Annotated in this window: 25 protein-coding genes and 5 tRNA genes; 23 read left to right on the plus strand and 7 right to left on the minus strand. The window is 69.4% G+C overall.

Annotated elements, in window-relative coordinates; translation table 11 throughout:
* Positions 1-248: 248 nt before the first annotated feature.
* The 10 genes from ACQEU1_RS40365 to ACQEU1_RS40410 all read left to right on the plus strand — a co-directional run bounded on the left by ACQEU1_RS40365 (position 249) and on the right by ACQEU1_RS40410 (position 7,470).
* Complete coding sequence (locus tag ACQEU1_RS40365; protein WP_030477975.1) at positions 249-674, plus strand: SsgA family sporulation/cell division regulator; 426 nt, start codon at positions 249-251, stop codon at positions 672-674.
* A 107-nt stretch (positions 675-781) separates the two neighbouring features.
* Positions 782-854: transfer RNA gene (locus ACQEU1_RS40370), tRNA-Gly, on the plus strand.
* Between the two features lie 42 nt (positions 855-896).
* Positions 897-968: transfer RNA gene (locus ACQEU1_RS40375), tRNA-Cys, on the plus strand.
* Position 969: 1 nt separating this feature from the next.
* Positions 970-1,041, plus strand: a tRNA-Val gene (locus ACQEU1_RS40380).
* A gap of 208 nt (positions 1,042-1,249) precedes the next feature.
* Positions 1,250-1,322 (plus strand) — tRNA-Gly (locus ACQEU1_RS40385).
* 1 nt (position 1,323) lies between these two features.
* A tRNA-Val gene (locus ACQEU1_RS40390) sits at positions 1,324-1,395 on the plus strand.
* Between the two features lie 164 nt (positions 1,396-1,559).
* Positions 1,560-2,150 (plus strand): TIR domain-containing protein, encoded by a 591-nt coding sequence (locus ACQEU1_RS40395; RefSeq protein WP_433214537.1) that lies wholly within the window; start codon positions 1,560-1,562, stop codon positions 2,148-2,150.
* Positions 2,150-3,787 carry a KGGVGR-motif variant AAA ATPase gene (locus ACQEU1_RS40400; RefSeq protein ID WP_433214540.1) on the plus strand — a complete coding sequence of 546 codons (1,638 nt, stop codon included), beginning with the start codon at positions 2,150-2,152 and terminating at the stop codon, positions 3,785-3,787. Before ACQEU1_RS40395 ends, ACQEU1_RS40400 begins: the two co-directional genes overlap by 1 nt.
* Before the next feature lie 12 nt (positions 3,788-3,799).
* The gene (locus ACQEU1_RS40405) at positions 3,800-4,402 is read left to right on the plus strand and encodes a hypothetical protein (protein ID WP_433214543.1); all 603 of its coding nucleotides are present in this window, start codon (positions 3,800-3,802) and stop codon (positions 4,400-4,402) included.
* A complete protein-coding gene (locus ACQEU1_RS40410; protein WP_433214546.1) occupies positions 4,399-7,470 on the plus strand; it encodes an ATP-binding protein in 3,072 nt (1,023 codons plus the stop codon). The genes ACQEU1_RS40405 and ACQEU1_RS40410 overlap by 4 nt, the downstream gene beginning before the upstream one ends.
* A 48-nt stretch (positions 7,471-7,518) precedes the next feature.
* Here the strand turns inward: ACQEU1_RS40410 and ACQEU1_RS40415 are convergent, their stop codons facing one another.
* Positions 7,519-8,100: a hypothetical protein gene (locus tag ACQEU1_RS40415; RefSeq protein ID WP_433214549.1), complete on the minus strand. Its 582-nt coding sequence runs from the start codon at positions 8,098-8,100 to the stop codon at positions 7,519-7,521.
* A gap of 217 nt (positions 8,101-8,317) precedes the next feature.
* Between ACQEU1_RS40415 and ACQEU1_RS40420 the strand changes: the two genes are divergently transcribed.
* Both ACQEU1_RS40420 and ACQEU1_RS40425 read left to right on the plus strand, forming a co-directional pair.
* The gene (locus ACQEU1_RS40420) at positions 8,318-8,494 is read left to right on the plus strand and encodes a hypothetical protein (RefSeq protein WP_382443006.1); all 177 of its coding nucleotides are present in this window, start codon (positions 8,318-8,320) and stop codon (positions 8,492-8,494) included.
* Between the two features lie 104 nt (positions 8,495-8,598).
* Positions 8,599-9,792 (plus strand): helix-turn-helix domain-containing protein, encoded by a 1,194-nt coding sequence (locus tag ACQEU1_RS40425; protein ID WP_433214552.1) that lies wholly within the window; start codon positions 8,599-8,601, stop codon positions 9,790-9,792.
* Between the two features lie 4 nt (positions 9,793-9,796).
* Here the strand turns inward: ACQEU1_RS40425 and ACQEU1_RS40430 are convergent, their stop codons facing one another.
* The gene (locus ACQEU1_RS40430; protein WP_433214555.1) at positions 9,797-12,688 is read right to left on the minus strand and encodes a tetratricopeptide repeat protein; all 2,892 of its coding nucleotides are present in this window, start codon (positions 12,686-12,688) and stop codon (positions 9,797-9,799) included.
* A 120-nt stretch (positions 12,689-12,808) separates the two neighbouring features.
* On the opposite strand from ACQEU1_RS40430, the gene ACQEU1_RS40435 reads away from it, so the two are divergent.
* Together ACQEU1_RS40435 and ACQEU1_RS40440 are read left to right on the plus strand one after the other, a co-directional pair.
* On the plus strand, positions 12,809-13,381 hold the full coding sequence (locus ACQEU1_RS40435) for a vWA domain-containing protein (protein WP_433214558.1): 573 nt from the start codon (positions 12,809-12,811) through the stop codon (positions 13,379-13,381).
* A 79-nt stretch (positions 13,382-13,460) separates the two neighbouring features.
* Positions 13,461-14,390, plus strand: coding sequence for a hypothetical protein (locus ACQEU1_RS40440; protein ID WP_433214561.1), 930 nt, complete (start codon positions 13,461-13,463; stop codon positions 14,388-14,390).
* On the opposite strand, the gene ACQEU1_RS40445 is transcribed toward ACQEU1_RS40440, so the two are convergent.
* Together ACQEU1_RS40445 and ACQEU1_RS40450 are read right to left on the minus strand one after the other, a co-directional pair.
* Positions 14,385-14,786, minus strand: a complete 402-nt coding sequence (locus tag ACQEU1_RS40445; RefSeq protein WP_433214564.1) for a PPOX class F420-dependent oxidoreductase — start codon at positions 14,784-14,786, stop codon at positions 14,385-14,387. The two genes, ACQEU1_RS40440 and ACQEU1_RS40445, sit on opposite strands and share 6 nt — an antisense overlap.
* A 32-nt stretch (positions 14,787-14,818) precedes the next feature.
* Positions 14,819-15,310: a hypothetical protein gene (locus ACQEU1_RS40450; protein WP_433214567.1), complete on the minus strand. Its 492-nt coding sequence runs from the start codon at positions 15,308-15,310 to the stop codon at positions 14,819-14,821.
* Positions 15,311-15,356: 46 nt separating this feature from the next.
* Here ACQEU1_RS40450 and ACQEU1_RS40455 point away from each other — a divergent pair, with 46 nt between their 5' ends.
* The 6 genes from ACQEU1_RS40455 to ACQEU1_RS40480 all read left to right on the plus strand — a co-directional run bounded on the left by ACQEU1_RS40455 (position 15,357) and on the right by ACQEU1_RS40480 (position 20,822).
* Positions 15,357-15,758, plus strand: a complete 402-nt coding sequence (locus tag ACQEU1_RS40455; protein WP_433214570.1) for a hypothetical protein — start codon at positions 15,357-15,359, stop codon at positions 15,756-15,758.
* A gap of 89 nt (positions 15,759-15,847) precedes the next feature.
* Positions 15,848-16,969 (plus strand): ABC transporter substrate-binding protein, encoded by a 1,122-nt coding sequence (locus ACQEU1_RS40460; RefSeq protein WP_433214573.1) that lies wholly within the window; start codon positions 15,848-15,850, stop codon positions 16,967-16,969.
* Positions 16,966-17,889, plus strand: a complete 924-nt coding sequence (locus tag ACQEU1_RS40465) for an ABC transporter permease (protein WP_433214576.1) — start codon at positions 16,966-16,968, stop codon at positions 17,887-17,889. The genes ACQEU1_RS40460 and ACQEU1_RS40465 overlap by 4 nt, the downstream gene beginning before the upstream one ends.
* The gene (locus ACQEU1_RS40470) at positions 17,877-18,659 is read left to right on the plus strand and encodes an ABC transporter permease (protein WP_433214579.1); all 783 of its coding nucleotides are present in this window, start codon (positions 17,877-17,879) and stop codon (positions 18,657-18,659) included. Before ACQEU1_RS40465 ends, ACQEU1_RS40470 begins: the two co-directional genes overlap by 13 nt.
* Before the next feature lie 4 nt (positions 18,660-18,663).
* Complete coding sequence (locus ACQEU1_RS40475) at positions 18,664-19,695, plus strand: ABC transporter ATP-binding protein (RefSeq protein WP_433214581.1); 1,032 nt, start codon at positions 18,664-18,666, stop codon at positions 19,693-19,695.
* The gene (locus tag ACQEU1_RS40480; RefSeq protein ID WP_433214584.1) at positions 19,692-20,822 is read left to right on the plus strand and encodes a low temperature requirement protein A; all 1,131 of its coding nucleotides are present in this window, start codon (positions 19,692-19,694) and stop codon (positions 20,820-20,822) included. The genes ACQEU1_RS40475 and ACQEU1_RS40480 overlap by 4 nt, the downstream gene beginning before the upstream one ends.
* Here the strand turns inward: ACQEU1_RS40480 and ACQEU1_RS40485 are convergent.
* Entirely contained in the window at positions 20,804-21,922 is a 1,119-nt protein-coding gene (locus ACQEU1_RS40485; protein WP_433214587.1) for a hypothetical protein, read from the minus strand. The two genes, ACQEU1_RS40480 and ACQEU1_RS40485, sit on opposite strands and share 19 nt — an antisense overlap.
* Before the next feature lie 70 nt (positions 21,923-21,992).
* Here ACQEU1_RS40485 and ACQEU1_RS40490 point away from each other — a divergent pair, with 70 nt between their 5' ends.
* Positions 21,993-22,388: a VOC family protein gene (locus ACQEU1_RS40490; RefSeq protein ID WP_433214590.1), complete on the plus strand. Its 396-nt coding sequence runs from the start codon at positions 21,993-21,995 to the stop codon at positions 22,386-22,388.
* Positions 22,389-23,549: an MFS transporter gene (locus ACQEU1_RS40495; RefSeq protein ID WP_433214593.1), complete on the plus strand. Its 1,161-nt coding sequence runs from the start codon at positions 22,389-22,391 to the stop codon at positions 23,547-23,549. It begins immediately after the preceding gene.
* Positions 23,550-23,561: 12 nt separating this feature from the next.
* On the opposite strand, the gene ACQEU1_RS40500 is transcribed toward ACQEU1_RS40495, so the two are convergent.
* Positions 23,562-24,833 carry an LVIVD repeat-containing protein gene (locus ACQEU1_RS40500; protein ID WP_433217021.1) on the minus strand — a complete coding sequence of 424 codons (1,272 nt, stop codon included), beginning with the start codon at positions 24,831-24,833 and terminating at the stop codon, positions 23,562-23,564.
* A gap of 422 nt (positions 24,834-25,255) precedes the next feature.
* Between ACQEU1_RS40500 and ACQEU1_RS40505 the strand changes: the two genes are divergently transcribed.
* Positions 25,256-25,861 (plus strand): DUF305 domain-containing protein, encoded by a 606-nt coding sequence (locus tag ACQEU1_RS40505; RefSeq protein ID WP_433214596.1) that lies wholly within the window; start codon positions 25,256-25,258, stop codon positions 25,859-25,861.
* A gap of 6 nt (positions 25,862-25,867) precedes the next feature.
* Here ACQEU1_RS40505 and ACQEU1_RS40510 read toward each other — a convergent pair whose 3' ends face one another.
* Positions 25,868-26,194 carry an antibiotic biosynthesis monooxygenase family protein gene (locus ACQEU1_RS40510; RefSeq protein ID WP_433214599.1) on the minus strand — a complete coding sequence of 109 codons (327 nt, stop codon included), beginning with the start codon at positions 26,192-26,194 and terminating at the stop codon, positions 25,868-25,870.
* Positions 26,195-26,216: the final 22 nt, after the last annotated feature.

Below are 26,216 nucleotides of genomic sequence, written 5' to 3' on the forward strand. Positions count from 1 at the left end.
TCCTCACGTCCAACATTCGCGCAACAGCCGGTACCGGGTTCAGGTTAGACCCAGCAAGATGGGGGGCGCTGGACATCCGCCGAGGAGCGAGGGGGGCACGGAGTGCGTGCACGCGGTCGCGTTCCGGAGTCGAACTGACCCGATGGGGTGATCTGACCCCGTTTCGCGAGCGTTCCTCGCCACAGGCACGTCACAACTGAGGTGCTCGGTCGTTTCACTGACCGGGAAGGGAGAAGAGGGTAACGACGATGCGCAACGATCACGTGACGCTCCGCTCGACAGCGGTCTTCGACCTGCTGGCGCCGAGGACCCCCGCGGTCCCGGTTCAGGTGGAGCTGCGATATGACACAAAGGACCCGTACGCGGTCGTCGCCGCGTTCCGCACCGGCCGCGCCGGTTGGGTCGAGTGGGTTTACGCCCGCGACTTGCTCGCCGACGGCCTGATCGCCGACGCCGGTGACGGTGACGTCCGGATCCGCCCCGCCGCCGACGACCCCGAGGTCGTCGTGATCGAGCTGAGCTCGCCGTCCGGACACGCCATGTTCGAGGCGTCCGCCCAGGAGCTCGCCGACTTCCTCGACCGGACCTACGACGTCGTCGTGCCGGGCAACGAGCACCTGTGGGTCAACGTCGACGAGGCGCTCACGCACCTCATCTCCAACGACCTCAGCTGAATAACCCGAGGTAGGGGGCCCGCGAAGGCGAAGCGGGTACCCCCGGTGAAAACCGCTTGAACCCCTCGTATAAGGTTTGTTTCAACATCACGAAGTCAGTGATGTACGCGGATGTAGCGCAGTTGGTAGCGCATCACCTTGCCAAGGTGAGGGTCGCGAGTTCGAGTCTCGTCATCCGCTCTGTGGTTCCACGGCGTTCACGCGTCGTGGGGTCATGCTCCTGGCGGAGTGGCCGAGTGGCTTAGGCAAGGGCCTGCAAAGCCCTGTACACGGGTTCGATTCCCGTCTCCGCCTCGGACGATTAGCTCAGCGGGAGAGCACTACCTTGACACGGTAGGGGTCACAGGTTCAATCCCTGTATCGTCCATGTGGGACTCGGGGCGAGTTGTGTTCGCGGAAAGCGCGAACCAGCTCGCCCCGCAGTGTTTTCTGGGGGTGCAACCCCCAGACCCCGCCCGGCGGGCTCCGCCCCCGGACCCCCGCAGGTGCGCCTCGGCCTCAAGATCAGCCGATTTGGAACTTCGGGGGACCGTCGGATAAAGTTCACCTCGCACCACGGGAAACCGGGGAGCAACGCGGATGTAGCGCAGTTGGTAGCGCATCACCTTGCCAAGGTGAGGGTCGCGAGTTCGAGTCTCGTCATCCGCTCGGACGATTAGCTCAGCGGGAGAGCACTACCTTGACACGGTAGGGGTCACAGGTTCAATCCCTGTATCGTCCACTCAGGACAAGAAGCCCTCGATCATCATGATCGGGGGCTTCTTGCTGTGCGGGGACAAAGGGCGCCGGCCGCCCAGTTATTGTCCATTTTTTGGTCCGAAGCCCCGAAAATGCCCACTTTTTTGTCTTTTATCGACGGTGTGGTCGCATCTACCGTGATGCGCTGTGTCCTACAAGTACGATTTCTTCATCAGCTACAGCCGCAAAGGCACTGTGCAGAAGTGGCTGTTGACGCACTTCCACAAGAAGCTCGTCGAGTACCTCGCTGACGAGTGCGCTCCTGCGCCGCGGGTGTACGTGGACCGCACCATGCCGAGGGCCGTGGAGTGGGCGTACAACCTGGAGAACTCGCTGCGCTACAGCAAGATCATGATCCAGCTGCTGACGCCGCCGTACTTCGAGTCCGACTGGTGCATGGCGGAGCTGGAGAGCATGCACCAGCGCGAGGCGATGCTCGGCCTGGCCGGCGCGGACATCTCCCAGGGACTCATCTACCCGATCCTCTACTCGGATTCCGACAACTTCCCGGACATCGGGCGAATGCGTTCCTGGCAGGATTTCAAGGAATACGCGCACCCGGACGCCGTTTATCAGGACTCCGTCGACTACCTCGCTTTCTGCCGCCAGGTGCGGGTGCTGGCACGCGACCTCGTGCAGCTGGCGAAGCAGGTGCCGCCGTGGAGTCCTGACTGGCCGATCGTCGAACGGCCGAATCCCGTGATCATCCCGCCGCCCCCGTTACCGAGGTTCGAGTGATGACCGGAACCGTGATCACGTTCTACTCCTACAAAGGTGGCGTGGGACGCAGTTTCACGCTGGCCAACACCGCGGTCCTGCTCGCGCGCTGGGGATATCGCGTGCTCGTCGTCGACTGGGACCTCGAAGCGCCCGGCCTGCACCTCTACTTCGGACCTCACCTCGCCACGACGCCGCGCAGCGGGGTCGTCGACATCGCGCAGGAGTTCCTCAACGGCGTGCGGACGCCGAGCGCGCACGAGGTCAGGGTCCAGGTCGACGGCGTCCTCGACCTCATCGCGGCCGGCGGCGTCGACGAACGCGGCCTCGACGACTCCTACGCCCGCCGGATGCAGGCGCTCGACTGGGAGGAGCTCTACCGCAGGGGGTTCGCGGCCCACCTGGAGGAGTACCGCGAGGAGTGGACCGCCAAGTACGACTTCGTCCTGATCGACAGCCGCACCGGCGTCTCGGACATCGCGAGCATCTGCACGGCCCAGCTGCCCGACCGCCTCGTCGTCGTGTTCACCGCGAACGACCAGAACCTCAACGACGTCGTCGGCGTCGCGCGCCTCGCCGACCGGGCCAGGGACCGGCTGCCCTACGACCGGCCGCGGCACCAGGTGATGCCGGTGCTGTCCCGGCTCGACAACCGCATGGAGTACGAACGCGCCGAGACGTGGCAGAAGAAGTGCGCCGAGGTCGTCACGCCGCTGTTCCGCAACTGGCTGGTCAAGTCGGTGACCCCGGAGCAGATGCTGCGGCACGTCACCGTCCCCTACATCTCCTACTGGAGCTTCGGCGAGCTGCTGCCGGTGCTGGAGGAGCTGCAGCCGTCGTCCGACCAGATCTCGTACGCGCTGGAGACGGTCGCCGCGGTGATCGCGCAGGAGTTCGACCGGACCGACCTGCTCACCGACAACCGCGACGCCTACGTCACGGCCGCCCGCTCCCAGCGCCGCAAGTTCGACCTGGAGCTCCTCGTGTCGAGCCCGCGGACGTTGTGGAGCACGGGGACCGAGCTGATCACCGAGCTGCGGCTGCTCGGCGTCAAGGCGGACCGGTCGGTGTCCGGCGACCCGGAGATCCTCGACCAGGCCGAGGACGTCGCCGAGCACCTCTGCCTGGTGGTGGCCGGCGAACTGAGCCGCTGGCAGCTGACCGAGGCCGAACGGTTCGTGCGCCGCACGCTCGGGCCGGACGGCGCGCAACGGCAGATGTTCTGCCTGCTCACCCGCGGCACGGACCGCGACCGGCTGCCCGGCTTCCTGCGCAGCCTCCAGCACCTGGAGTTCGACCCCGCCATCAGGCCCGTGCGGGTCGCACGGGCGTTGCACGACCTCATCAAGACCACCCCGGCGGCCGAGACCGAACCCGACCACGAGGCGTTGCTCAGCGCTGAGGCCGCCCTGCGGGAGCTGCCGGAGCAGCTGCCGTACGCCGGGCGGTTCGCGCTGGTCGAGGAGACGGTCCGGGGGATGGCCGGGGCGCTGGACGACGGCGACATGGAACTGCTGCGGGACCGGTCCGCCGACCTGCTGCTGCTCAGCAAACCCCATCGCAACGGGTCGGGGGCGACCGTGCCCGCCCGGTTGCGCGGCGAGGCGAGCGCGTTGCTCGCCCGCATCGAGCGACGAATCACCGCGTTCACCGACTGAAAGGGCGGCGTGATGCCGGAGACGTACGCACCCAGCGCCAGAGCGGCACTGGTGCAGCTGATGCTGGAGGACCGGATGGTCCCCAACGTCGAGCTGCTGAAGGAGCACAAGATCGAGCTCGGGAAGGACGACCGGGAGGCCCTCAACGACGACGGTCTCATCGAGACGGTCAAGGAGGGGCGGCGGCTCGTCCACCGCATCACGGACAAGGGCACCGCGTGGTGCCTGAACGACCTCATGGAGGGGGAGGCGTCGGTGCGGGGACCGCTCGCGAGGGTGCAGGCCGCCGTGTTGAAGCGGGTGCTGCGGTTCCTGAACGGCAGGGGGTCGCTCGCGGAGGCGGTCAGGACCGAGCAGGACCTGGAGGACGTGATCCGGGGGGTCTACCTGGAGCTGGGGGACGGCTACCAGGACTGGGTCCGGCTCGCGAAGTTGCGGCCACGGCTCGAAGCGGGCCGCGACGAGGTCGACGAGACGCTGCTGAAGATGGTCAAGGGCGGTGACGCCCACCTGGTTCCCGACTCGAACCGCAAGGTGCTGACGGAGGAGGACCACCAGGCCGCGATCCGGATCGGCGACGAGGACAAGCACCTGCTGGCGATCGAGGAATCATGACCGAGCACCTGCGCGAGGCGCTGGCGGTCGTGCGCTTCAACTCCGCCGAGACACCCGACGACGTGTGGCACGCCTCGCCCTTCCACGTCGAGGGCTTGCACACCAGGGCCGAACACCGCCTGAGAGCCGGCATCGCCGACGCCAGGGCGAGTGCGGGGCCGAGCATCGGTGGGCTGGTGCTGCAGGGGGAGAAGGGCGTCGGCAAGACGCACCTGCTCGGGTCGGTGCGCAGCACCGTCCAGGAACACGGCGGCTACTTCTTCCTCGTCGAGGTCACGTCGGGCAAGGCGTTCTGGGACGACATCGCCGACGCCATGCGCAGCGAGCTGCGGCGTGCCAACGACGGGGGCGACATCCAGCTGGCCGTGTTGCTGAGGCAGCTGTGCACGGGGGCCGACGTGTCCGCGGACGTCGCGCGGGCGGTGACGGGCGAGGCGCCGCTGACGCCCGAGCACCTCCGGACGTTCCTGCACGCGCTGAGGACGGTGGACAGCAGGATCGCCGTCGAGTGCGGGGACGCGATCCGGGCACTCGTGCTGTACGCGTCGGAGTACTCCGACGTCGGCAGGTCCTACCTGAAGGGCGTGGACGAGTCGAGCGACGAGCGGCGGCGCTGGGGGCTGCCGGTCGAGGCCAACCCGTCCCGGACGCTGGTCAGGGACATCTCGCGGGTGCTCGCGATGACGGGGCCGTGCGTGATCGCCGTCGACCAGCTGGACACACTGGTGAACAAGGGCCAGGACGTGACCGGGGAGGCGGTGACCAACCCCGAGCTCGTGCAGGAGATCGCCGAGATCGCGGACGGCCTGATGCAGCTGCGCGAGACGACCAGGCGGACGATCACCGTGGTGGCGTGCCTGCCGAACACGTGGAAGCTGCTGAAGTCGATCGCGAGCGACACCGTCGAGGACCGCTTCACCACCACGCCGATCCTCGCGTCGATCGCGGATCCCGTGCTGGGCAAGCGGTTGCTGGAGAAGTGGCTCGGCGTCATGTACCAGCGCAACGGCATCACGCCGCCGCACCCGACCTGGCCCGTGGCGCCGAGCGCGTTCGAGCCGGCGAACTGGTCGGCGCGCACGCCGCGGCAGCTGCTCAAGCGGGTGCATCAGCACGCGGAGGCGTGTCTGTACGGGGAGATCCGGGAGCTCGTATCGTTCGACGAGCCCCAGCAGGCCGAGGTCGTCGCCCCGGTGGTGGTTCAGACCGGGCCGGAGCCGGACTACCTGGCCGAGTTCGACGCGCGGTTCGCGCAGCTGAAGAAGACGGCCGGGATCTCCGCCGCGGACGTCAGGCCGCACAACGAGGACGAGGTCGTGCCGGCGTTGTTGCTGGCCGGGCTGAAGTCGTGGATCACGGAGGTGGGCAACGACGAGCTGAAGTGGCATCCGGAACCCCATTCGGACGACATGGGGTTGCACGCCGGGTTGCGGCTCACGGTGAACGAGGAGCTGGACACGCAGGAACGGTGGGGGTTGCGGTTCATCGCCAGCAGCCACGGGAACCGGGTGCTGCGGAAGCTGCGGGACGCGCGCGCCGCCGCCGAGGGATCGCACGGCGCGAGGGGACGGCATCTCGTCATCATTCGCAACGGCGCCAAGGGGTGGACCGGGGCGGTGACGCGCCGGCAGGTCGCCGAGTTGGAGGAGGCGGGCGGGCGGTGCGTCGACATCACGGACGACGACCTGCGGACGTTCAGCGCTCTCAAGGAGATCTGCGCGGTGCACACGCATCAGCTGCTGGCGTGGCTGGTGGCGCGGAAACCCGCCAGTGGCACGACTTTCCTGCGCGCGGTGCTGCCCGACCAGGAGCGGACGGCGGCGGGTCACCAGGAGACGCGGCCGCCGCCGCGGGCCGGCGAGATCGTGCTCGGGATGGACGGGGAGGTCCGGATCGAGCTGGAGTCGTTGCGCAAGCACGTGATCGTGTTCGCGGGGTCGGGGAGCGGGAAGACGGTACTGCTGCGGCGGATCGTCGAAGAGTGTGCGGTGCAAGGGGTTTCGGCGATCGTGCTGGACCCCAACAACGACCTGGCACGGCTGGGTGACGCGTGGCCGGAGGCGCCGGGGGACTGGCGGGACGGGGATGCGGAGCTGGCCGCCGAGTACCTCGCCGGCACGGAGGTCGTGGTGTGGACACCGGGACGGGCCAGTGGGCGGCCCTTGAGCTTTCACCCCCTGCCCGATTTCGCTTCGGTGCGCGGGGATGAGGACGAGTTCGAGGCCGCGATCGAGGCCGCTGTCGCGAGATTGGTGCCGCACGCTCGCATCGCTAGTGGGACGAAGTTCGCGGTGCGTGCGCGGGCCGTGCTCAAGGAGGCGTTGCGGTACTACGCGCGCAAGGACCGGCGGGACCTGAACGGGTTCGTGGACCTGCTCGCCGAACTGCCGGAGGGTGTCAGCAAGCTGCACTCGGCGGAGGCCACGGCGGCCGATCTCGCCGAGACGCTCCGCGCGGCCACGGTGAACGATCCTCTCCTCGCCGGAGAAGGGGAACCGACCGATCCCGGTGAGCTGTTCCAGCCGCGGCAGGGGAAGAAGGCGCGGATCTCCGTCGTCAGCTTCGTCGGGTTGCCGTCCGACGAGCAGCGGCAGGGGTTCATCAGCCAGCTGCAGCTGGAGGTCTTCGCCTGGATCAAGAGGAATCCCGCGAGTGATCGGCCGCTCGGCGGGTTGATGGTGATGGACGAGGCGCAGACGATCGCGCCGTCGGGGCAGGCCACGGCGAGCACGCAGACGACGATCCTGCTGGCGTCGCAGGCCCGCAAGTACGGGCTCGGGCTGGTGCTCGCCACGCAGGCGCCGAAGGGCGTGCACAACCAGGTGACGGGCAACGCGACCACGCAGTTCTTCGGGCGGCTGAACAGCCCTGCGCAGATCGCGGCCGCCACGGAGATGGCGCGGGCCAAGGGAAGCAGCATCGCGGACATCTCCCGGCTGGAGCGCGGGCAGTTCTACGTCACCGGTGACGGGTTCGGGTTCCGGCGGATGCTCGCGCCGCTGTGCCTGAGCCATCACCCGCCCAGCCCGTTGCGGCTGGAGGAAGTGGTCGAGCGGGCCAGGAGATGAGCAAGGGCGGTGTCCCCCGGGCAGAAGGGGGACACCGCCCTTTTCGCGTCAGAGCGACGAGAGCATGGTCTCGATCCGCTGCCACAGCGCCGGGAGCTGGACGTCTCCCAGGACGACGAAGTTCACCGGTTCGTCGTCGCGGACCTCCACCGCGTAGACCGCGTTGTCCGCGCGGTCGACGCTCACGGTGACGGTGCTGCCACCGAGGTGCACCGTGCCGGCCAGGCCGCGCCGGGTGAGCGCGGGTGGTGCGGCGGCGAACTGCTCCGCCAGCTGCCGCAGCGAGGTGTCCGCGGTGCCGATGGACACGCGGTCGCGGCCCTCGGTCTCGGCGGCCTCCACCCGCGACACCAGGATGTCGACCAGGTGCTCGTCCGCCCGCAGGTAGGCGACCTGCGGGTTGTCGGGCTCCGCACCGGTCAGGACGGGCAGGACGTGCCCGTCACCGTTGCGCACCTCGTCCACAGTGGACACGAACGGGACGACGAAGCGCACCTGGGCCGGTGGCGGGTTGTTGCCCTCCAGCACGGTCAGGCCTCGCTGACGGCACGCCTCGGCCACCTCGGCGGCCACGGCGCGCTGGTCCTCGGCGAACGACACGGCGATGTCGTAGGTCGCGGATTCGATCACTCCACCCTCCTCGCGGAAAGCCGGCCGGCGGCCGGGTGCGCGCAGCCTCCGGCACGGGTGTTGACCAGAAGTGGATGAGGAGTGGACGTGTTGACCACTTCGGTGGGCAACGGGAAACACCTGGTTCGGGGCTTTTCGAAGACGAATGCTCGAAGGGTGCTCGCAAACGGCGAGCGAAATCCGGAAATCAATTCCGAACACCTTCGGGAGATTCGCCATGTCCAAAATCGTGTCCTCTTTCGTCGCGGGTGGCGCCACCCTGGTGACCGCGCTGGCCGTCGCCGCCTCCCTTTCCGGTGGTGTCGCGGCCAACGCCGACGACACCCCGCCGCCGCCCCCCACCACGACCACCACGGAGACCCAGGACGGCCACGGCAACCCGTGGTTCGGCTGATCCGACGCGGAATGCGCCCCGGCCATTTCCAGGAATGGCCGGGGCGCATTGCGGAGGAACATGCGGGATGATGTACTCGGTGGACGCCGGAGCGGGAGGCAATCGTGTCCGAGAGTTTTGGTGAGCTGCTGCGCGCGCACCGCGTCGCGGCGGGGTTGTCGATGGGCCAGCTGGCCAAGCTGATCCATTACAGCAAGGGTTATCTCAGCAAGATCGAGAACGATCTCAAACCGCCCACGCCGACGGTGGCACGACTGTGCGACGGCGTGCTCGACGTCGGTGGCCTGCTGGTCGAGGCCGCCACCAGGGGACCGCTCCCGGGCGACGTCAGGGGACTGGGCCGGCGCCAGGTGCTGGTGGCCGGAACGATGCTCGGCGTCGGCGCGTTCACCGGCGGCGCGCGCACGGTGCCGGACGAGCAGGTGATCGTCGGCATGCGCACGTCGTTCGAACAGCTGCGGGGCATCGGGCTGCACGCCAGTCCGCACGTGGTGCTCGACCCGTTGCACGCCCTGCAGCAGACGGTGCACGGCCTGGCGCGGGAGAACTCCGGCCCCGTGGGCGACCGGCTCTTGCAGCTCGCCGCGCGCATCGCCGAGTACACCGGCTGGATGTGCCAGGAAGCCGGCGACGAGCAGGGCGCGCTGTGGTGGACCCGGCACGCGTCCGAACTCTCCCGCGCCGCGGGGGATCCGGACATCGCGAGCTACGCGTTCGTGCGGGAGGCGGGCCTCGCGCTCTACCGGCAGGACGCGGCCGCGACGATCAACCTCGCTCAGCAGGCGCAGTGGATCGGACGGGCCGGCTCGCGCGTCCTCGCCCTGGCCGCGCGGCGGGAGGCGCAGGGCCACGCGCTCGCGGGCGACCGCACCGCGGCGGAACGCGCGTTCGGCCGTGCCGCCGACCAGATGGAGTCCGCTGTGGACGGTCCGTACCCGGTGCTCGGGTCGACCGCGCCCGACCCGCTGGAACTCGCCAGGGGGTGGGCGCTGTCGGACCTCGGGCTCAACACCGAGGCCGCGGAGCTGCTGGAGCGCCAGCTCGCCCTGGTGCCGGCCACGTCCCGGCGCACCCTCGCCCGGTTCCGCGTGCGGCAGTCACTCGCCCTCGCGTTGTCGGGAGAGGTCGACGAGAGCTGCCGCGCGCTCGCCGCGGCCCTGGACGACGCGGCCCACGTCGACTCCGCGACGGTGCGGACCGACCTGCGGCAGCTCGCCAGGACCCTCGGCCGATGGCACAACCACGGCGCCGTGCGCGAGATCTACCCGGACCTGAGGCGCCAGCTCAGCCACCGCTGACCGGTCACCCCTGACCGCACCCGCACGTCAGCGCCTCCCGTTCCCGCCGCACCTGCTCGGCCTCCGGCTGTTCCAGGTCGCGGAACACCGCCTCGGCCGCGTCCCAGTGGGGCGCGGCCCGCGTGTGTTCCCCCATGGCGTGCAACGTTCGTGCGGCACCGATCTCCGCGTCGGACTCGTGCGTGCGGTCGCCGGTCTTCGTGGCCAGGTCCAGCAACGACCGGTAGAGCCGCAGTGCCACGCCGAGGTTGCCGCGGTCCCTCTCCGTGGCGGCCCGGTCGCGCAGCAGACCTCCCCGCAGGATCATGTCGTTGAGTCCCGCGGCGGCCTGGTCCGCCAGGTCGTGGTGGTGCATCGCCTCGGGGAACCGGCCGGCGAGCCGGTGCGCGTCCGCGATGTTGGTCAACGCGTAGGCGGCCACGCAGTCGTCCTCCAGCTCGACCGCGATCTCGTGCGCCTCCAGGTGGTGGGGGATGGCCTCGTCGAACTTCCCGAGGTGCTGCAGGTTCGCGCCGAGGTTGTTCAGCGCGTGGGCGAGTCCCTGGTGGTGCCCGATCTGCCGCAGGAATCCGGTCGCGGCCGCCTGCTGCCGCATCGCTGCCTCGTACCTGCCGTGCAGTTCGTTGAGGTAGCCGAGCGAGCTCAGCGCGTGCGCCTGGCCGCGCAGGTCCCCGCACTGCTCGTACTTCGCCCGTGCCGCCTCGAACACCTCCAGGGCGTCGTCGTGCGCACCGAGCTGCATCGTCGGGAGACCGATCGCCAGCAGCGCCGCGGCTTCACCGGCCACGTCACCGACGCGCGTCCAGCACGCCAGCGCCTGCTCGGCGAGGTCGCGGGCGACGGCGTGCCGGCCGCGCCGGCAGTGGGCGAACGAGAGCCGGTACGACACGTGGGCGCGGCCGTGGTCGTCCTTCGGCTGCACCGGACCGACGGCCTCGATCCAGTCGTCGAGCCTGTTGGCGGTGTTGAAGTACCGCCAGATCAACGAGGCGAGCAGCCACCCGCGGTCGGAGTCCGCCTGGCTGATGGCCGCCATCAGGTTGTCGCGTTCGGCGGTGATCCACGCCAGCGCCTCGTCCTCGTCCGCGAACCGCAGCGCCTGCGGGCTCGTGGCCTCGACGGCGGGCAGCGCGGCGCGGTCGAACGGGTACGCGACGCGCACGGCGTCCGCCAGCGTCACGAGGTAGAAGTCGAGCAGCCGCTCCAGTGCCCCGGCAGCGGGAGGTTCGAGCGAGGCGAACTCCTTGATGGAGTCCAGCATCTGGTAGCGCTCCGGTGCGACCTCCTCGAGCAGGCATACCTCGTGCAGGTCGTGCAGCAGCCTGCGGGTGACAGCGATGTCGCGGCCGATGAGGGCGGCGGCGCCGACGAGGTCGACGTCGGGGCCCGGCAGGTGTCCGAACAGGCGGAACACCAGCTGCTGGCCGGCGTCGAGCTGCCGGTAGGAGGCGTGGATCGCGGCGCCGTCGCCCTGCCACGACCCGGTGTCGTCGAGCTGGCCGAGCAGGTAGTCGAGCGACCACCTGTCGTGCTTGCGCAGCATGGCCGCCGCGACCGTGATCGACACCGGCAGGTAGCCGCACCGGGCGACGAGCCCCGCGACGTCCGCGGACCTCGCCCGCACCCGCGACGACGGGCCGATGAGCCGCTGGAACAGCGCGGAGGCGTCGTCCGCGGGCAACGGCGCCAGCCGCACGTGCTCGGAGATGTCCGGCTCGCCCATCCTGCGGCTCGTGACGATCGCGAAGCAGTCGGGGTTCTCCGGCAGCAACGGCCGGATCTGCTCCGGCGACAGCGCGTTGTCCAGCACCACCAGCGTTTTCGTGCCGTAGAGGTGGGTCTGGTAGACGGTCGCCTTGCGTCCCACCGTGTCCGGGATCTGCTCGGCGGGCACGCCGAGCTCGGTCAGCAGCTGGGTCAGCGCCTCCGAGACCGACAGCGGCGCCACGCCGGGCGTGAAACCGTTGAGCCGCACGAGGAGCTGCCCGTCCGGGAACCGGTGGCGCAGCTGGTGCGCCGACTCCACGGCCAGGCCCGTCTTGCCGACGCCGGGCGGGCCGCTGATCCACACGGCCCGTCGTTCGTCGGATCCCGCCGCGGCCGCCGCGATCGTGGCGAGCTCCTCCGTGCGGCCGGTGAACCCGCCGGGACGCGACGGCAGCGAGCTGCCCGGTTCGCCTCGCCGGGCGCGTTCCGCGAGGTTGCGCAGCACGGTTCCCGGCTCGAGCCCGAGACCGGCGAGTGCGGCGGAGGCGACGTCGAACGCCTTGATCGCGCCCACCCGGTCGCTGCCCGCGATCAGCGCCCGCATCAGCAGTTCCGCGTACTTCTGGTTCTCCGGGGTGGTGCGCACGGCGCGGCGCATGCGGTCGCGCGCGGAGCGGTGGTCGCCGGAGAGCAGTTCCAGTTCGGCGAGGTCGCCGAGCGCGTCGAGGTAGGTCTCGTCCGGCAGGATGACGTCGGCGCCGCCGACCCTGTCGATGTCGATGTCCGCGAGGAAGTCGCCGCGCCACAACGCCACCGCGTCGCGCAGCAGGTCGATGGCCCGGCGCTGGTCGTTGTCCTGCAGGGCCTGCGCCGCCTCGGAGCGCAGGCGCTCGAAGCGCCGCACGTCGACCGCGTCCTCGTCGACCCGCAGCACGTACCCGGTGGCGGTCCGCTCGATCTCCGCGTCGGTGCCGTCGAACGCCTTGCGCAGCTTGTTGATGTACCCGCGCACCAGCGTCCGGCGTTCCGGCTGATCGGGCCAGACGACCTCGGTGATGCGTTCGGGTGACACGGGTCTGTTGGCGTTGAACAGCAGTACGACGAGGATGAAGCGTTGTTGCTGGTCCCCCAACGGTACGGCGGTGTGGTCGTGCCACGCCTCCAGCGGTCCCAGCATCCGAAATTCCACGCCGCCTCCTGGTCTGAAGCTTCCGTCTTGGGGGGAATGTCGCGCAAGGCCCCGTTGGTGTGTCAGCGAATCAGCTTTTTGTCCACGTTTGATCAACGCGATTCCGTAACGGTGCACGTCATGGAACCGGACGTGTTGCCGTGCTACCTGGTGTGCGACGTGTCGTTCTCGATGGGCGACCACCTCGACGAGGTCAACGCGGGCCTGCGCGAGTTCCGCGGTGTGGTGCACGCGGACCGGCGTGCTCCCGCGCAGGTCCTGCTGTGCGTGGTGGTGTTCGCGGACAGTCCGCTCGTGGTGCGTCCGTTGCGGCCCGCGCTCGATCCGGCGACCGATATTCGCCCGCGCCAGGAATCAGGTTCCGACTTCGGTTCCGCGTTCACGTTGCTGCGGACCGTCATAGAGACAGATGTGCGGTTGCTCAAGTCCGAACGCGTGCGGGTGCGGCGCCCGATGGTGTTCTTCGTGTCCGACGGCAGGCCGACCGATCCGGCGTGGCCCGCCGCGCTGGCCAGGCTGACGGCGACCGCCGCGTGCCCGGAGATGATCGCGTTCGGGCTCGGCACCGTCGACCAGCCCACCCTCGGCCGCATCGGCACGTCGCGGGTCTTCCTCGGCGGCGACGGCGTCCGGCTGGGCAACGCGCTGGCCTCTTCGGTCGCGCGGACCGTCCGGCGACCGGAGCACGTGTGACCGATCCACGGCGTGTCCACTTCTCGTCCACACGCCCGCCGCACGCTGCCCGCGCCGCACCGGAGAGGGGAGACCCGAGATGATGACGAACCTGGTCAGGGAGCTGAAGACGCTGCGCAAGGGACGGGGTGTGCACGCGGGCCGGATCGTGGACCGCATCGGCCCGTCGCTCGCCGCCGCCTGCGGGATCACCAGCGCCGACGGGTCGGTGGCCGCGAAGCAGAAGCTCGTCACCCGGCTCACCGAGCTGGTCGAGCAGCTGCCGGAGGACCTGCAGTTCGCGGCGCGCGCGGCGTTCGGCCTGATCCCCGACGTCCGCCAGCCGCTCTACCAGGAACGCGTCACGTGGGTGGCCGCGCGGATCGACCGCGACTCCCGCACCGTGCGGCGTCGTGTGGACGAGGCCGTCGACCAGCTCGCGGAACTGGCCGCGACGACGGCCCCGCGCACCGACGGCAGCTGGCACACCGCGGAGCTGAGCGTCGCCGTCGTGCTCGACCAGGGGCAGCCGGAGGTGATCGAGCGCTACCAGGTCGTGGTCGACCAGGACGGCGTCGAGGCGCTGGACTTCGCCTCGGTCTTCCCGGTGCGCCGCCGCGACGTGGACGTGCACCTGCTCTACGGCGGCACGCTGCGGGACCGCTCCGACGCGGACCGGCCGGGGTTCACGCTCGTGCCCGCCGAGCCGCTGACCCGTGGCGTCACGCACGACTTCGCGTTGCGGTACCGGCTGTCGCACCGCGACGCGATGCACCCGTGCGTGCTGCACGTGCCCGAACGGCCGTGCGAGGTGTTCGACCTGCGGGTGCGCTTCGAACACGACCGCAAGCGTTTGGTGCGGGCGTTCGACGGCGTGCTGCGGTCCGATGCGGAGCCGAACGGCGTGCAGCGGACCGTGGACCGGGCGGGGGAGATCCACCTGCGGTTCCGGCGGCTGCTGCCGGGGCTCGTGTACGGGGCGCGGTGGGGGTCGGCGACGGCGGTGTGCTCGACCCGCAGGGCGTCATGAGCGGCGGGGTTCGTACCAGGTCTCGCCGGCCGGGGCGCCCGCCATGTTCCACGCCCAGGCGCGGGTCGGCGTGATGCGGCTGTAGAGGCCGGGGCCCATCATGCCGACCCGTTCGGCCGGGTCGTCCGCCGTGCCGTAGACGCGGATCGCCCGCGCGACGAACGGGGTGAACGACACCAGGTCGTCCACGACCAGCGACACCTGGCGGCGGCCGGCGGTGATGTTGCGGAACTTGCGGGTGCCCAGGACCTGCTCGCCCACGCCGCCGACCCAGAAGTGCGTGCCGTCGTACTCGAACGCCAGCGGCACCACGTCGGGCCACCCGTCCTCGTTGATCGTGGCCAGGCGGGCGAGGGGCTGTTCGCGCAGGTAGGCGATCTCTTCGTCGGTGAACATGCCCCTATACGAACAGGAACGCGCGCTTTCGACTACTGGTGCGGGTAGAACGGCGGCGGCATGCGGCGCCGTCGGGTGCGGCGCACGAGGAACACGATCAGGACGATCACGCCGATGACGAACAGCACGAACACGACCGCGGCCACGATCAGCCACGTGACGATCGTGCGGCCCACGTCGGCGTCGTCGTCCGCCTTCTCGGTGACCCCTCGCTCACCGAAGGTCGCGCGCAGTTCGTCCTCGGTGTAGTTGCCGTAGATGCCGTTCACGGACACGGACAGCTCGTCGACGTGGCGCGGGTAGGTGTCCCAGACGATCTCGGCGACGTCGTCGGGGACCTTCGTCTCGTCCTGCGCGGTCGCGCTGACGTCCACGCGGTCGACGCCGTTGGTCGAGCTGTGGTTGGTGGAGACGCTGCTGAAGCCCGCGTCCGTCAGGCGGGTCTGCAGGTCGGCGATGTCGCCGAGCACGCCGCAACCCGCCAGCGCGGCGCACAGGAGGACGAACAATGCGAGGCGTCTCATGGATCGAGGTTAGGGAAGGTCCGGCCGGTCCGCTCGCTCTTCCGGCATGCCGGTCGGCTGGAGGCGCAAGCTCCGGGTCTGGCTCGACCCCGGACACGGGCACCAATTGAGACAGCTGGCGGAAGACACCGGCGCCGAACTCGCGTGGGCCACGACGTGGCTGCACCGCGCGAACACCGAGATCGGACCGCGTCTGGGGCTGCCGGAGCTCAAGGTGGTCGAGTTCCATGACGAAACCGGCTGGAAGTACCCCGCGGTGGCGCGCTACGCCTGGGAAAGGCCCCTCGTGTGGTTCGACGACGACTTCGGTCTGCACCCGGCCCGTCGCGATGCGTTCGTCCACAAGCGACGGCACCTGACCACCGCGCTCGTCCACGTCGATCCCGGTACCGGGATCTCGGTACAACATCTGAGCGAAGCTCGGGAAGCATTCGGCCGCAACCCTTAGGACGCCAAGAATTCATGCTTGGAGTCGAGAAGGTCTCAACCGGCGCGGCTGGCTTGACAACGAAAGCGGTCCGAGCCAATCCTCCGCTCGTGCTGAAGCGAGGGAACGTCACCACGAAGATCATTGGTGTCGGTGCGTTGGTGCTGGCGATGGCCGCTTGTGGCGCCCCGCCCGCCAAGGAGACGCCGGCCGGTGCCGCCGGGACCGCCAAGTCGGCGAGTGAGCTCGGCGGCATGGACAAGCTGGTCGAGGCGGCCAAGAAGGAGGGCAAGCTCAACGTCATCGCGCTGCCCCCGGACTGGGCCAACTACGGCGAGATCATCAAGGCCTTCGAGGCCAAGTACGGCATCAAGGTCGACTCGGCCCAGCCGGACGCCTCCAGCCAGGAGGAGATCAACGCCGCGAAGCAGCTCAAGGGCAACGACCGCGCGCCCGACGTGTTCGACCTCGGTCTGAACGTCGCGCTCGCGAACAAGGACCTGTTCGCCCCCTACAAGGTCAGCACCTGGGACGACATCGCCGCGGAGCTCAAGGACGCGGACGGCGCCTACTACGGTGACTACGGCGGCTTCATGTCGATCGGCTACGACGCCGCCAAGGTGCCGGCGCCGGCGAGCGTGAAGGACCTGCTCAAGCCCGAGTACAAGGGCAAGGTCGCGCTGAACGGCGACCCGACGCAGGCGGGCGCCGCGTTCTCCGGCGTCATGATGGCGGCGCTCGGCAACGGCGGTTCCGCCGACGACGTCGCGCCCGGTGTCGAGTTCTTCAAGCAGCTCAAGGCCGCCGGCAACTTCCAGCCGGTCGACCCCTCGCCCGCGACGATCGAGTCGGGCCAGACGCCCGTCGTCATCGACTGGGACTACACCAACGCCGCCCAGACCGAGAAGCTCAAGGGCAAGCTCGACTGGAAGGTCGTCGTCCCGGCAGAGGCCCAGATCGGCGCCTACTACAACCAGGCCATCAGCAAGGACGCCCCGCACCCCGCGGCGGCGCGCCTGTGGCAGGAGTTCCTCTACTCCGACGAGGGCCAGAACCTCTACCTGAAGGGCATGTCCCGCCCGGTCCGCCTCGACAAGATGGGTGACAAGGCGGACAAGGCCGCCAAGGACAAGCTGCCCAAGACCGACGGCAAGCAGGTCTTCCAGACGCAGGCCCAGGCCGACAAGGCCAAGGCCGTCCTGACCGCGACGTGGGCTCAGGCCATCGGATGACCGCGGTCGCTCCCGTAGCGACGACGCCCGGCGGCTCCACTCCTTCTGCCAAGAAGGGTGGGGCCGCCGGTCGGCCATCTGCGGCCGCCTGGCTGGTCGCGGTGCCGTTCCTCGCGTTCGTCGGCATCTTCCTCGTCTACCCCACGGTGCTCGTGCTGGTCGGTGCCTTCCAGGACACCAACGGCGCGTTCACGTTCGAGAACCTCTCGTCGCTGTTCACCGGTGTCGTCTTCGACGCCTTCGTGCGCAGCATCGAGCTCTCCGCGCTCACCGCGGTCATCGGCGCGATCTTCGGAGCGCTGCTCACGTGGGCGATCGCGGTCGGCAACCCGGACGGGATGCTGCGCCGGATCGTCGTCGCGGGTAGCGGTGTGCTCGCCCAGTTCGGTGGCGTGCCGCTGGCGTTCGCGTTCCTCGCGACGGTCGGCTTCGAGGGCCTGGTCACGAAGTTCCTGCGTGACAACGTTGGCATCGACCTGTTCGCCGGCAGCGCGTGGCTGTTCGACCTGCCGGGCCTGGTCCTCGTCTACACGTTCTTCCAGATCCCGCTGATGGTGATCGTGTTCCTGCCCGCGCTCGACGGCCTGCGCCCGCAGTGGCGCGAGGCCAACGCGTCGCTCGGCGGCACGAGCTGGACGTACTGGCGGCACGTCGGCGGCCCGATCCTCACGCCGCCGTTCCTCGGCGCGCTGCTGTTGTTGTTCGCCAACGCCTTCAGCGCGTACGCCACGGCCGCGGCCCTCGTCTCGCAGGGCAGCCCGATCGTGCCGCTGCAGATCCGCGGGTTCCTCACCGGCGAGGTCGTGCTGGGCCAGGAGAACCTCGGCAAGGCGCTCGGCCTCGGCATGGTGATCGTCGTGAGCATCGCGATGGGCGTGAACGTGCTGCTGCAGAAGAGGGTGGCCAAGTGGGTTCGCTAGTGAAGCAGCGCGTCCTGCGCACGATCATCCTGCTGGTCCTCGGCGTCTACTTCCTGCTGCCGTTGGTCGCGATGGCCGAGTTCTCCACGCGGGGGATCGGCGGTTCGCGCAGCCTCGACTCGTGGACGTCCATCGTCGACGACGACGGGCTGATGGAAGCGCTCGTCAACTCGTTGTTGTTGTCGGTGACGTCAGCCGTGCTGATGCTCGTGCTGCTGGTGCCGACCATGGCGTGGATCCGGTTGCGGCTCCCGCAGTTGCAACGGTTCGTGGAGTTCCTCTGCCTGCTGCCGCTGGCGATTCCCGCGATCGTGCTCGTCGTCGGCATGGCGCCGTTGTACGCGTGGGTGAACTACTTCTTCGGCAACTCGGCGCTGACGCTGACGTTCGCGTACACGATCCTCGTGCTGCCGTTCGCCTACCGCGCGATCGACGCCGGTCTCGCCGCGATCGACCTGAAGACGTTGTCCGAGGCCGCGCGCAGCCTCGGTGCCTCGTGGGTCACGGTGCTGTGGAAGATCGTGGTGCCGAACATCCGCGTGGCGCTGATCGGCGCGTCGTTGCTGTCGGTCGCGTTGGTGCTCGGCGAGTTCACCATCGCGTCGTTGCTCAACTTCGACACGTTGCAGGTGCAGGTCAACCTCCTGGGCAAGCGCAACGCGGGCGTGTCCGTCGCGGTGTCGCTGCTGTGCCTGCTGTTCGCGTTCGTTCTCTTGTTCGCACTCTCGTATGTCGGCCAGCGGCGCCGTCAGACCGTGGTCGAGGAGTAATCAGATGGGTCACCTGGAACTCAAGGGGCTGCGCAAGACGTTCGGCGGCAACACCGCGCTGGACGGTCTTGACCTGGAACTGGCCGAGGGCGAGCTCGTGTCGCTGCTCGGCCCGTCGGGCTGCGGCAAGACGACGGCGCTGCGCATCGTGGCGGGCTTCGAGACGTCCGACTCGGGCACGGTCACGGTGGGCGGCAAGGACATCACCGGTGTGCCCGCGAACAAGCGGGACATGGGCATGGTGTTCCAGGCCTACAGCCTGTTCCCGAACATGACCGCGGCGCAGAACGTCGCGTTCGGCCTGAAGATGCGCAAGGCGGACGCTCGGAAAGCCGGCGAGCTGCTGGAGCTGGTCGGGCTCTCGCACCTGGGCGGCCGGTTCCCGCACCAGATGTCGGGCGGTCAGCAGCAGCGCGTCGCGCTGGCACGTGCTTTGGCGATCCAGCCGCGCGTGCTGCTGCTGGACGAGCCGCTGTCCGCATTGGACGCCAAGGTCCGCGTGAACCTGCGCGACGAGATCCGCCGCATCCAGACCGAGCTCGGCATGACGACCCTGTTCGTCACGCACGACCAGGAGGAGGCGCTCGCCGTCTCCGACCGCGTCGGCGTGATGTCGCACGGCCGCCTGGAACAGCTCGACTCGCCGTCCGTCGTCTACCGCGAGCCGAAGACGGCGTTCGTGGCGCAGTTCGTCGGCGTCACCAACTCGGTCGAGGCGAAGGCGGAGGGGCAGACCGTCGTGGTCAACGGGGTCACCGTGGCCGCGACGCACGACCAGCCGTCCGGCAGCGACGTCAGGCTGATCGTCCGCCCGGAGGACATCGGTGTCTCCGCGCACGACGGCGACGCCGGTGGCAAGATCGTGGGCGACGTGCTGACCCAGTCGTTCCTCGGGCCGGTCACGCGGATCTCGGTGAGGGTGGGTGAGCAGGTGCTGCGGATCGACCAGCCCTCCAACACCGCGTCCGCGTACCAGCCGGGCACGCGGGTCGCACTGGACCTCAGCGAATCACGGATCATGGTGGTGCCTGGATGATCAGGAAGCTCCTCGCGCGCGACACGGCGGAGGCCCACCGGGTCGCGACGCCGTTGGAGCTGTTGTTCGACCTGAGCTTCGTGGTGGCGGTCGCCCAGGCCGCCGCCTCGTTGCACCACGCCGTCTCCGAGAACCACGCCGGGGCGGGCGTGCTGGCGTTCTGCATGTCGTTCTTCGCGCTCTGGTTGCCGTGGCTCAACTTCACGTGGTTCGCCAGCGCGTTCGACAACGACGACACGCTGTACCGGGTCATCACGATGGTGCAGATCGCCGGTGTGCTCGTGGTGGCGGCGGGCATTCCCGCCGTCTTCGAGCACCAGGACTACCGGATCGTGGTCGGCGGGTACGTCGTCATCCGGCTCGCGATGGTGGCGCACTGGCTGCGGGCGTCGATGGACAACCCGGACCACCGGGCCTGCACGCGCCGGTACGCCGGTGGCATCGCGTTCATGCAGGTGCTGTGGATCTTGTGGGTGCTGGTGGCGCCGCCCGCGCTGCAGGTGCCGCTGTGGGTCCTGTTCATGATCGGTGAGCTGCTGGTGCCCGCGTGGGCGGAACGCGCGTCGGCCACGACCTGGCACCCGCACCACATCGCCGAACGGCACGGGCTGTTCACGCTGATCGTGCTCGGCGAGTCGATCCTCGCGGCCACCCTGGCGTTCCAGAAGGGCTTCGACAGCGGCGAGAACCTCATCTCGCTGGCGGCCGCGTCGCTGATCATCGTCTTCTCGGTGTGGTGGATCTACTTCGAGGCGCCGGCGCACCTGCACAACCTGAAGAAGGCGTTCCTCTGGGGCTACGCGCACCTGTTCATCCTCGGCGCGATCGCGGCGCTCGGGGCGGGGCTCGCCGCCTCGGTGGACTACGACCTGCACATCTCGCACGCGCCGGGGATGACGGTGGCGGCGTTCACGACGGTGCCGCTGGCCGTGTTCCTCCTGTGCGTCTGGTACGTGCAGGACTGCCCCGGGCAGGACGGGCTCCGCAAGTACCTGCTGCCGATCGGGGCGGCGCTGGTGCTGGCGGCGACGTTCGGGCCCGCGCCGATCCACGTCACGGCGGGGATCACGTTGCTGCTGGTGGTGGCGACCCGGCTGACGCTCGGAGCTCAGCGCGTCGAGGTGTAGTCGCGCAGGGCGGCGGGTGAGGTGGGCAGGCCGTGCCTGTCCATCAGGTTCATGAAGCTCGCGAAGTTCCGCCCCTCGATGAGCCACGTGCCGGGGGAGTCGGCCAGCGCGTCCAGGAGGCGGCGTCGGCGTTCGCCCGGGCCGTCGGGGAACGCCAGGTGGAGCGCCTCGCCCACGACGTGCAGCGCGCTGTAGCCGGAGACGGTGGGGATGCGGGAGAGGATCGTGTCGAACGTCCGGTCCGCGTCCCGTTCCCCTGCCAGCCGCAGCACCCTGGCCGCGTAGGCGGCCAGGTCGCCGTTGAGGAACGGGATCCTGTCGTCCGCGGGCAACGCGGTGGCGGTGATCAGGTCGTCGGCGGAGGCCAGCGCGATCGCGGCGCCCCAGCGGGCGAGCGGGCGCGGGTCGTCGAGCGCCACGGTCGGACGGCCGCCGAGCAGGCCCGTCGCGACCGACGCGGTGGCGGCGAGCACGCCGTCTTCGCCGCCGGTCACCTCCGCGAGCGCGGGCAGGCTTCCGGCCGCGTCCTCGGGGAACCAGGCCAGGGTGTACGCGGCCATGCGGGCGACCGGCGGTTCCCGGGTCAGCAGTTCGCGGAAGACGGGGACGCCGGCCCGGACGGCGTCGTAGACCCGCACCCAGATGTGCAGGTACAGCCGGTGCTGGTCCTCCTCGTCCAGGTCTCCGACGTAGGCGAGGTCCGCCTCGTCCTCGTCGTAGTCGTCGTCGCCGGGGTGAGGTGCGGCGGCCAGCAGGGCGTCGCCGCCGACGGCCTGGGCGCGGTGCCGCGCGACGGGAATCCCTTCCGGCAGCCACATCCCGTCGTAGCCGGTGACGATGCCGCTCAGCAGGGCCAGCAGCTGCGGCTGCTCGGCGCACTCGGGGGCGGTCAGCGCCTGCACCAGGAACGGGACCGCGGCGGCGGTGGCCTCGTAGATCGTGCCCTGGTGGTAGAGGTTGCCGTACATGCCGGACAGGGCTTTCCGGCGCAGCCGTTCGTCCGGCGACACGAGGTCGCGGAGTTGGTCGGGCACGTCGTCGGCGGGTCCGTAGGCGTGTGAGAGCCGCGCCCAGTCCACTCGGTCGAGTCCGGTCAGCACGGACACATCCTGGCAGGCCGGTTTCGCGGCTTCTCTCCTTTCTGACACCGGTGCTGGAATGATCGTCGCCATGACCGGTGTCCGTGAACTCCGCTTGGTCGTCACCGCCGACGACTACGACGAGGCCCTGCGCTTCTACCGCGATGTCCTCGGGCTGGAGCAACGGGCGGCGTTCTCGTCCGACGGCGGGCGGGTCACGATCCTCGAGGCCGGGCGGGCGACGCTGGAGATCACCGACCCGCCGCACGCCGAGTTCATCGACTCCGTCGAGGTCGGCAGCAGGGTCGCGGGGCACATCCGGGTGGCCTTCGAGGTCACCGACTCCGAGGGCACGACCCGGCGGCTCGAGGCGGCAGGCGCCGAGGTGATCGCGGAACCCACGCGCACGCCGTGGAACTCGCTGAACGCGCGGTTGAAGGCTCCCGCCGGGTTGCAGCTGACGTTGTTCCAGGAGCTGGGCGAGTAGATGACGATCTCCGCAGCCGGGTACCGCGACCTCGCGAACCGGGACGTGCTGGCGTGCGCCGTGGTGACGGTCGCCGCGAAGTTACCGATGTCGATGACGCCGCTGATGATGGTGTTCCTGGTGAGGGGACTGCCAGGCGGGTACGTGCTGGCGGCGTCGCTGGTGGCGGTGTACGTGCTGGGCGAGGTGCTCGGCGCGGCGCTGCTCGGGTTGTTCCTCGACCCGTCGCGGATGCGCGGGCAGCTGTCGATCGGGCTGGTCGTCGGGGCGGTGGCGTTCACGACGCTGGCCCTCACGCAGAACGTGACGGTGCTGGCGATCGCGGCGTTCGTGGCCGGTGCCGGGCCCTCGACGACGCCCGGCGGGTTGCGGGCGATGCTGCTCGGGCTGGTGCCGGACGCGTTGGTGCCCAAGGCGATGGGCTTCGACGCCATGATCACGCAGGTGGTGTGGGCGGTGGCGCCCGCGCTCGTCACGGTGCTGGCGCTGAGCGTCGACCACCGGGCGCCCGTGGTGGTGTCCGTGTCGTTGATCGTCGTGGCGGCGTGGCTGGTGTTCATCCTGCCGCGCGGGCACGTCACGTCGCGGTCCGGCACGGCGAAGCCCAGGGTCGTGGCGTCGGCGTGGCCGATCTACCTGGTGAGCGCGGCGGCACTGGCGCAGCTCGCGGTCGCCGAGCTCGTGCTGCCGGCGTTGCTGGAGCACCGGGGGATCGGCATCGGCTGGATCGGGCCGCTGCTCATGGGGTTCGCGGCGTGCAGCGCGCTGGGTGCGGTGCTGTACGGGTTGCGGCCGTGGCCGGGCACGTTCCGCACGCAGGGGCTGGTGCTGCTGGTCATCACGGCGACGTGCGTCGGCGCGCTGGCGTTGTTCCCGAACCTGCCGGGCATCGCGGGCGCGTTGCTCGCGGCCGGGCTGTTCCAGTCGGGCGTGCTGGTGACGCGCAGTCTCGCGTTGCGCGAACGGCTTCCGGTCGGCGCGCACGCGGCCGGGTTCTCGATGATGTACGCGGTGACCGGCGCGGGCTACGGGCTCACGGCCGTCGTCGCCGCGTGGGCGATGGACGCGGGCAACCCCGTGTGGGCGGTTTTCGGTGGTGTCGCGGTGACCCTGGTCCTGACAGCGATCAGCGCGGCTGCCGAACGACGGCAGCCGCGCTGATGCGGGAACTGACTAACCGCGGTAGAAGTTGCCCTGCGTCTGGACGTTGAGCTCGTCCGTGCGGAACAGCTTCGCGATGAACGTGCGCGGGTCGCGCATGTCGATCACGTCGAAGCCGCGGCCCATCTCCGAGGAGTAGATGTAGCCGTTGTACCAGTAGGTCGACCAGGTGCCGCCGCCCCCGCCGTTCGGCATCGGGCCGCGCTCGAAGAAGCCGATCTCACGCGGCTTGGCCGAGTTCGTGAAGTCCCACACCGAGATGCCGCCCTGGTACCAGGACTGCACCATGATGTCCTTGCCGGGCACCGGGATCAGCGAACCGTTGTGCGCGACGCAGTTCTCCGTGTCGGTCTGCATGCGCGGGATCTTGTAGTAGGACTTGAACACCAGCTTGCGATTCTTGCCCTTGCCGACGATGTCGTAGATGCCGTTGGCACCGCGCGTCGGGCCGATCTTCTCGTTGCACGTCGCCGCGCCACCGCCACCGAGCTCGTCGGTGAAGACGACCTTGGTGCCGCTGTTGTTGAACGTGGCGGAGTGCCAGAACGCGAAGTTCTTGTCGTCCTGCACGCGGTTGATCTCGACCAGGTTCTCCCGGTCGGTGATGTCCCACAGGACGCCGTCGCCCATGCAGGCGCCGGCCGCGAGGTCGAGCTGCGGGTACACGGTGATGTCGTGGCAACCCGTGGTGGCCGAGGTGTAGCCGGTCTCGATGTCGCCGCTGCGACCGGGGTTACCGCCGTCCGGGAAGAGGACCGGTGCCTTGAGCAGCGAGGCAGCGGCCGGGTTCTTCACCGGCACCTTGACGATGGAGATCTTGTCGTGCGGCGGCTGGCAGTCCGGGAACGTGGCGCTCGGCGAGTAGGAGGAGACGTAGAGGTAGACGTCCTTCTTGTTCTTGCTCGGCACCATCGTGTGGGTGTGCGAACCGCAGGCGGTCTCGACGGCGGCGACGTAGCGCGGGGCGCTCTTGTTGCTGATGTCGAAGACCTTGATGCCCTCCCACGACTCCTTGATCGTCGCGGGCTGGGAGACGCTGTTGCAGGAGTTGTCGCTGCGCGAGGAGTCGGTCGACAGGAACAGCAGGTTCCCGTACACCGAGATGTCGTTCTGGGAGCCGGGGCAGAGCACCTGGCTCTTGATCGTCGGCTTCCTCGGGTTGCGGACGTCGTAGATGACGAAACCGTCGTAGTTGCCGACGAACGCGTAGTTGTCCTGGAACGCGATGTCGGTCTGCGTCGAGCTGAGCGGAGCCTGCTTGTCCAGGTGGGCGACCGGGACCATGTTGCGGCTGCGGCTGATCTCGTCGACGCCGGGAAGCGCGGCGGAACCCTCCGCCCGTGACTCGAGCTGGGCCTCGCTCAGTCCGGCGCCGTCGGCGGGCAGGTCGGGCTCCGCGTACGCGGGCCCGGTCGCCGTCGACAGCGTCAGCGCGAGCGCCCCCAGAACCGCGAGTGACGCTTTGCGTCGCCGGGTCGTTGCGCGTGAAGACACAGCTTTACCCCCTCTATACGGGTTGGTGGGGGCGAGTATGACCCTTTCGCCTTGCTAAGGGCCAGGTTCTTTCGGAGGGTTCCGCACTCTTTGTCCATTCGTGCGCAAGTGGACAGTCGGCATGGAGTGATTGTCCGGTTTCACCGCGTCACCAGCGGTGCGCCCGCTCGCGAGGCCTGGACCGGCGGGCGGTGGACTGTATTGTCCGAAGCATGCGTTCTGGGGTCCTGGCCGTCATCGCTGCGGCCGCACTGCTCGCCGGCTGCACGTCGTCCGAACCCGCCGCTGCGCCGGTCATCGCGCCGGACACCCCCGGCGGTTCCGCGCCGACCGTCAACCCCTCCGACGTGACGGGCAGGACCCCGCCGCCGCCGAACGACGCCGACCGCGAGTACGTGGCGATGATGATCGCCCACCACGAGCAGGCGATCGCCATGACGAGGTTCGCCCCCGAACGCGCGCAGAACGAGACCCTGAAGGGACTGGCCGACCGGATCAGGTTCAGCCAGGAACCCGAGATCGGCGCCATGAAGCAGTGGCAGCGCACGTTCAACGCCATCGGCACGCACGGCGACCACTCGACGATGCCGGGCATGGCCACCCAGGACCAGCTCACCGCCCTGGGGGCCGCGCGGGGCAAGGACTTCGACCGGATGTTCCTGGAGCTGATGATCAAGCACCACGAGGGTGCGATCAAGATGGCGACCGACGTGCGCGGGGCCGGGAACAACGTCCAGGTCGAGGAGATGGCCGACGACGTGGTCGCCACCCAGGACGACGAGATCAACCGGATGAAGAAGCTGCTGGCCGAGCTCTGAGCGCCGCTATTCGGTGCGTTGCAGGGGAAGGATCATGTCCTCGGCGTGCGTGAAGCGTTCCGGGTCGTTGCCCGTGACGAGGCGTGCGATCGTGCGGTGGCCCTTGTGCGCCTCGCGGAACGCGTCGGAGGCGACCCACGCGCGGAAGGCCTCCTCGGACTCGAACTCGTTGACCGAGACGTACGGCTGGTCGTCCTGGGTCGGCTTGAGGAGCGTGCTGCGCAGCAGGCCGGGGACTCCGGGCAGGTGGGTGCGCATGTTGCCGCGGAAGTAGCGCTCGAACTCCTCGGACATGTCCGGGTTCACGAACATGCGGTTGGTCGCGATGAACATGCAGGCCTCCCTGATACCGACG

Origin of the sequence: Lentzea sp. CA-135723, from assembly GCF_050936595.1 — a bacterium.
Classification (GTDB): Bacteria; Actinomycetota; Actinomycetes; order Mycobacteriales; family Pseudonocardiaceae; genus Lentzea.

Bases quoted from the DNA above. Each gene is read 5' to 3' on its own strand.
- ACQEU1_RS40435 (WP_433214558.1), top strand. From the start codon at position 12,809: ATGGAACCGGACGTGTTGCCGTGCTACCTGGTGTGCGACGTGTCGTTC.
- ACQEU1_RS40445 (WP_433214564.1), bottom strand. From the start codon at position 14,786: ATGTTCACCGACGAAGAGATCGCCTACCTGCGCGAACAGCCCCTCGCC.
- ACQEU1_RS40365 (WP_030477975.1), top strand. From the start codon at position 249: ATGCGCAACGATCACGTGACGCTCCGCTCGACAGCGGTCTTCGACCTG.
- ACQEU1_RS40500 (WP_433217021.1), bottom strand. From the start codon at position 24,833: ATGGTCCCGGTCGCCCACCTGGACAAGCAGGCTCCGCTCAGCTCGACG.
- ACQEU1_RS40405 (WP_433214543.1), top strand. From the start codon at position 3,800: ATGCCGGAGACGTACGCACCCAGCGCCAGAGCGGCACTGGTGCAGCTG.
- ACQEU1_RS40455 (WP_433214570.1), top strand. From the start codon at position 15,357: ATGCCGGTCGGCTGGAGGCGCAAGCTCCGGGTCTGGCTCGACCCCGGA.
- ACQEU1_RS40420 (WP_382443006.1), top strand. From the start codon at position 8,318: ATGTCCAAAATCGTGTCCTCTTTCGTCGCGGGTGGCGCCACCCTGGTG.
- ACQEU1_RS40510 (WP_433214599.1), bottom strand. From the start codon at position 26,194: ATGTTCATCGCGACCAACCGCATGTTCGTGAACCCGGACATGTCCGAG.
- ACQEU1_RS40495 (WP_433214593.1), top strand. From the start codon at position 22,389: ATGACGATCTCCGCAGCCGGGTACCGCGACCTCGCGAACCGGGACGTG.
- ACQEU1_RS40490 (WP_433214590.1), top strand. From the start codon at position 21,993: ATGACCGGTGTCCGTGAACTCCGCTTGGTCGTCACCGCCGACGACTAC.
- ACQEU1_RS40440 (WP_433214561.1), top strand. From the start codon at position 13,461: ATGATGACGAACCTGGTCAGGGAGCTGAAGACGCTGCGCAAGGGACGG.
- ACQEU1_RS40475 (WP_433214581.1), top strand. From the start codon at position 18,664: ATGGGTCACCTGGAACTCAAGGGGCTGCGCAAGACGTTCGGCGGCAAC.
- ACQEU1_RS40450 (WP_433214567.1), bottom strand. From the start codon at position 15,310: ATGAGACGCCTCGCATTGTTCGTCCTCCTGTGCGCCGCGCTGGCGGGT.
- ACQEU1_RS40505 (WP_433214596.1), top strand. From the start codon at position 25,256: ATGCGTTCTGGGGTCCTGGCCGTCATCGCTGCGGCCGCACTGCTCGCC.
- ACQEU1_RS40400 (WP_433214540.1), top strand. From the start codon at position 2,150: ATGACCGGAACCGTGATCACGTTCTACTCCTACAAAGGTGGCGTGGGA.
- ACQEU1_RS40465 (WP_433214576.1), top strand. From the start codon at position 16,966: ATGACCGCGGTCGCTCCCGTAGCGACGACGCCCGGCGGCTCCACTCCT.
- ACQEU1_RS40480 (WP_433214584.1), top strand. From the start codon at position 19,692: ATGATCAGGAAGCTCCTCGCGCGCGACACGGCGGAGGCCCACCGGGTC.
- ACQEU1_RS40410 (WP_433214546.1), top strand. From the start codon at position 4,399: ATGACCGAGCACCTGCGCGAGGCGCTGGCGGTCGTGCGCTTCAACTCC.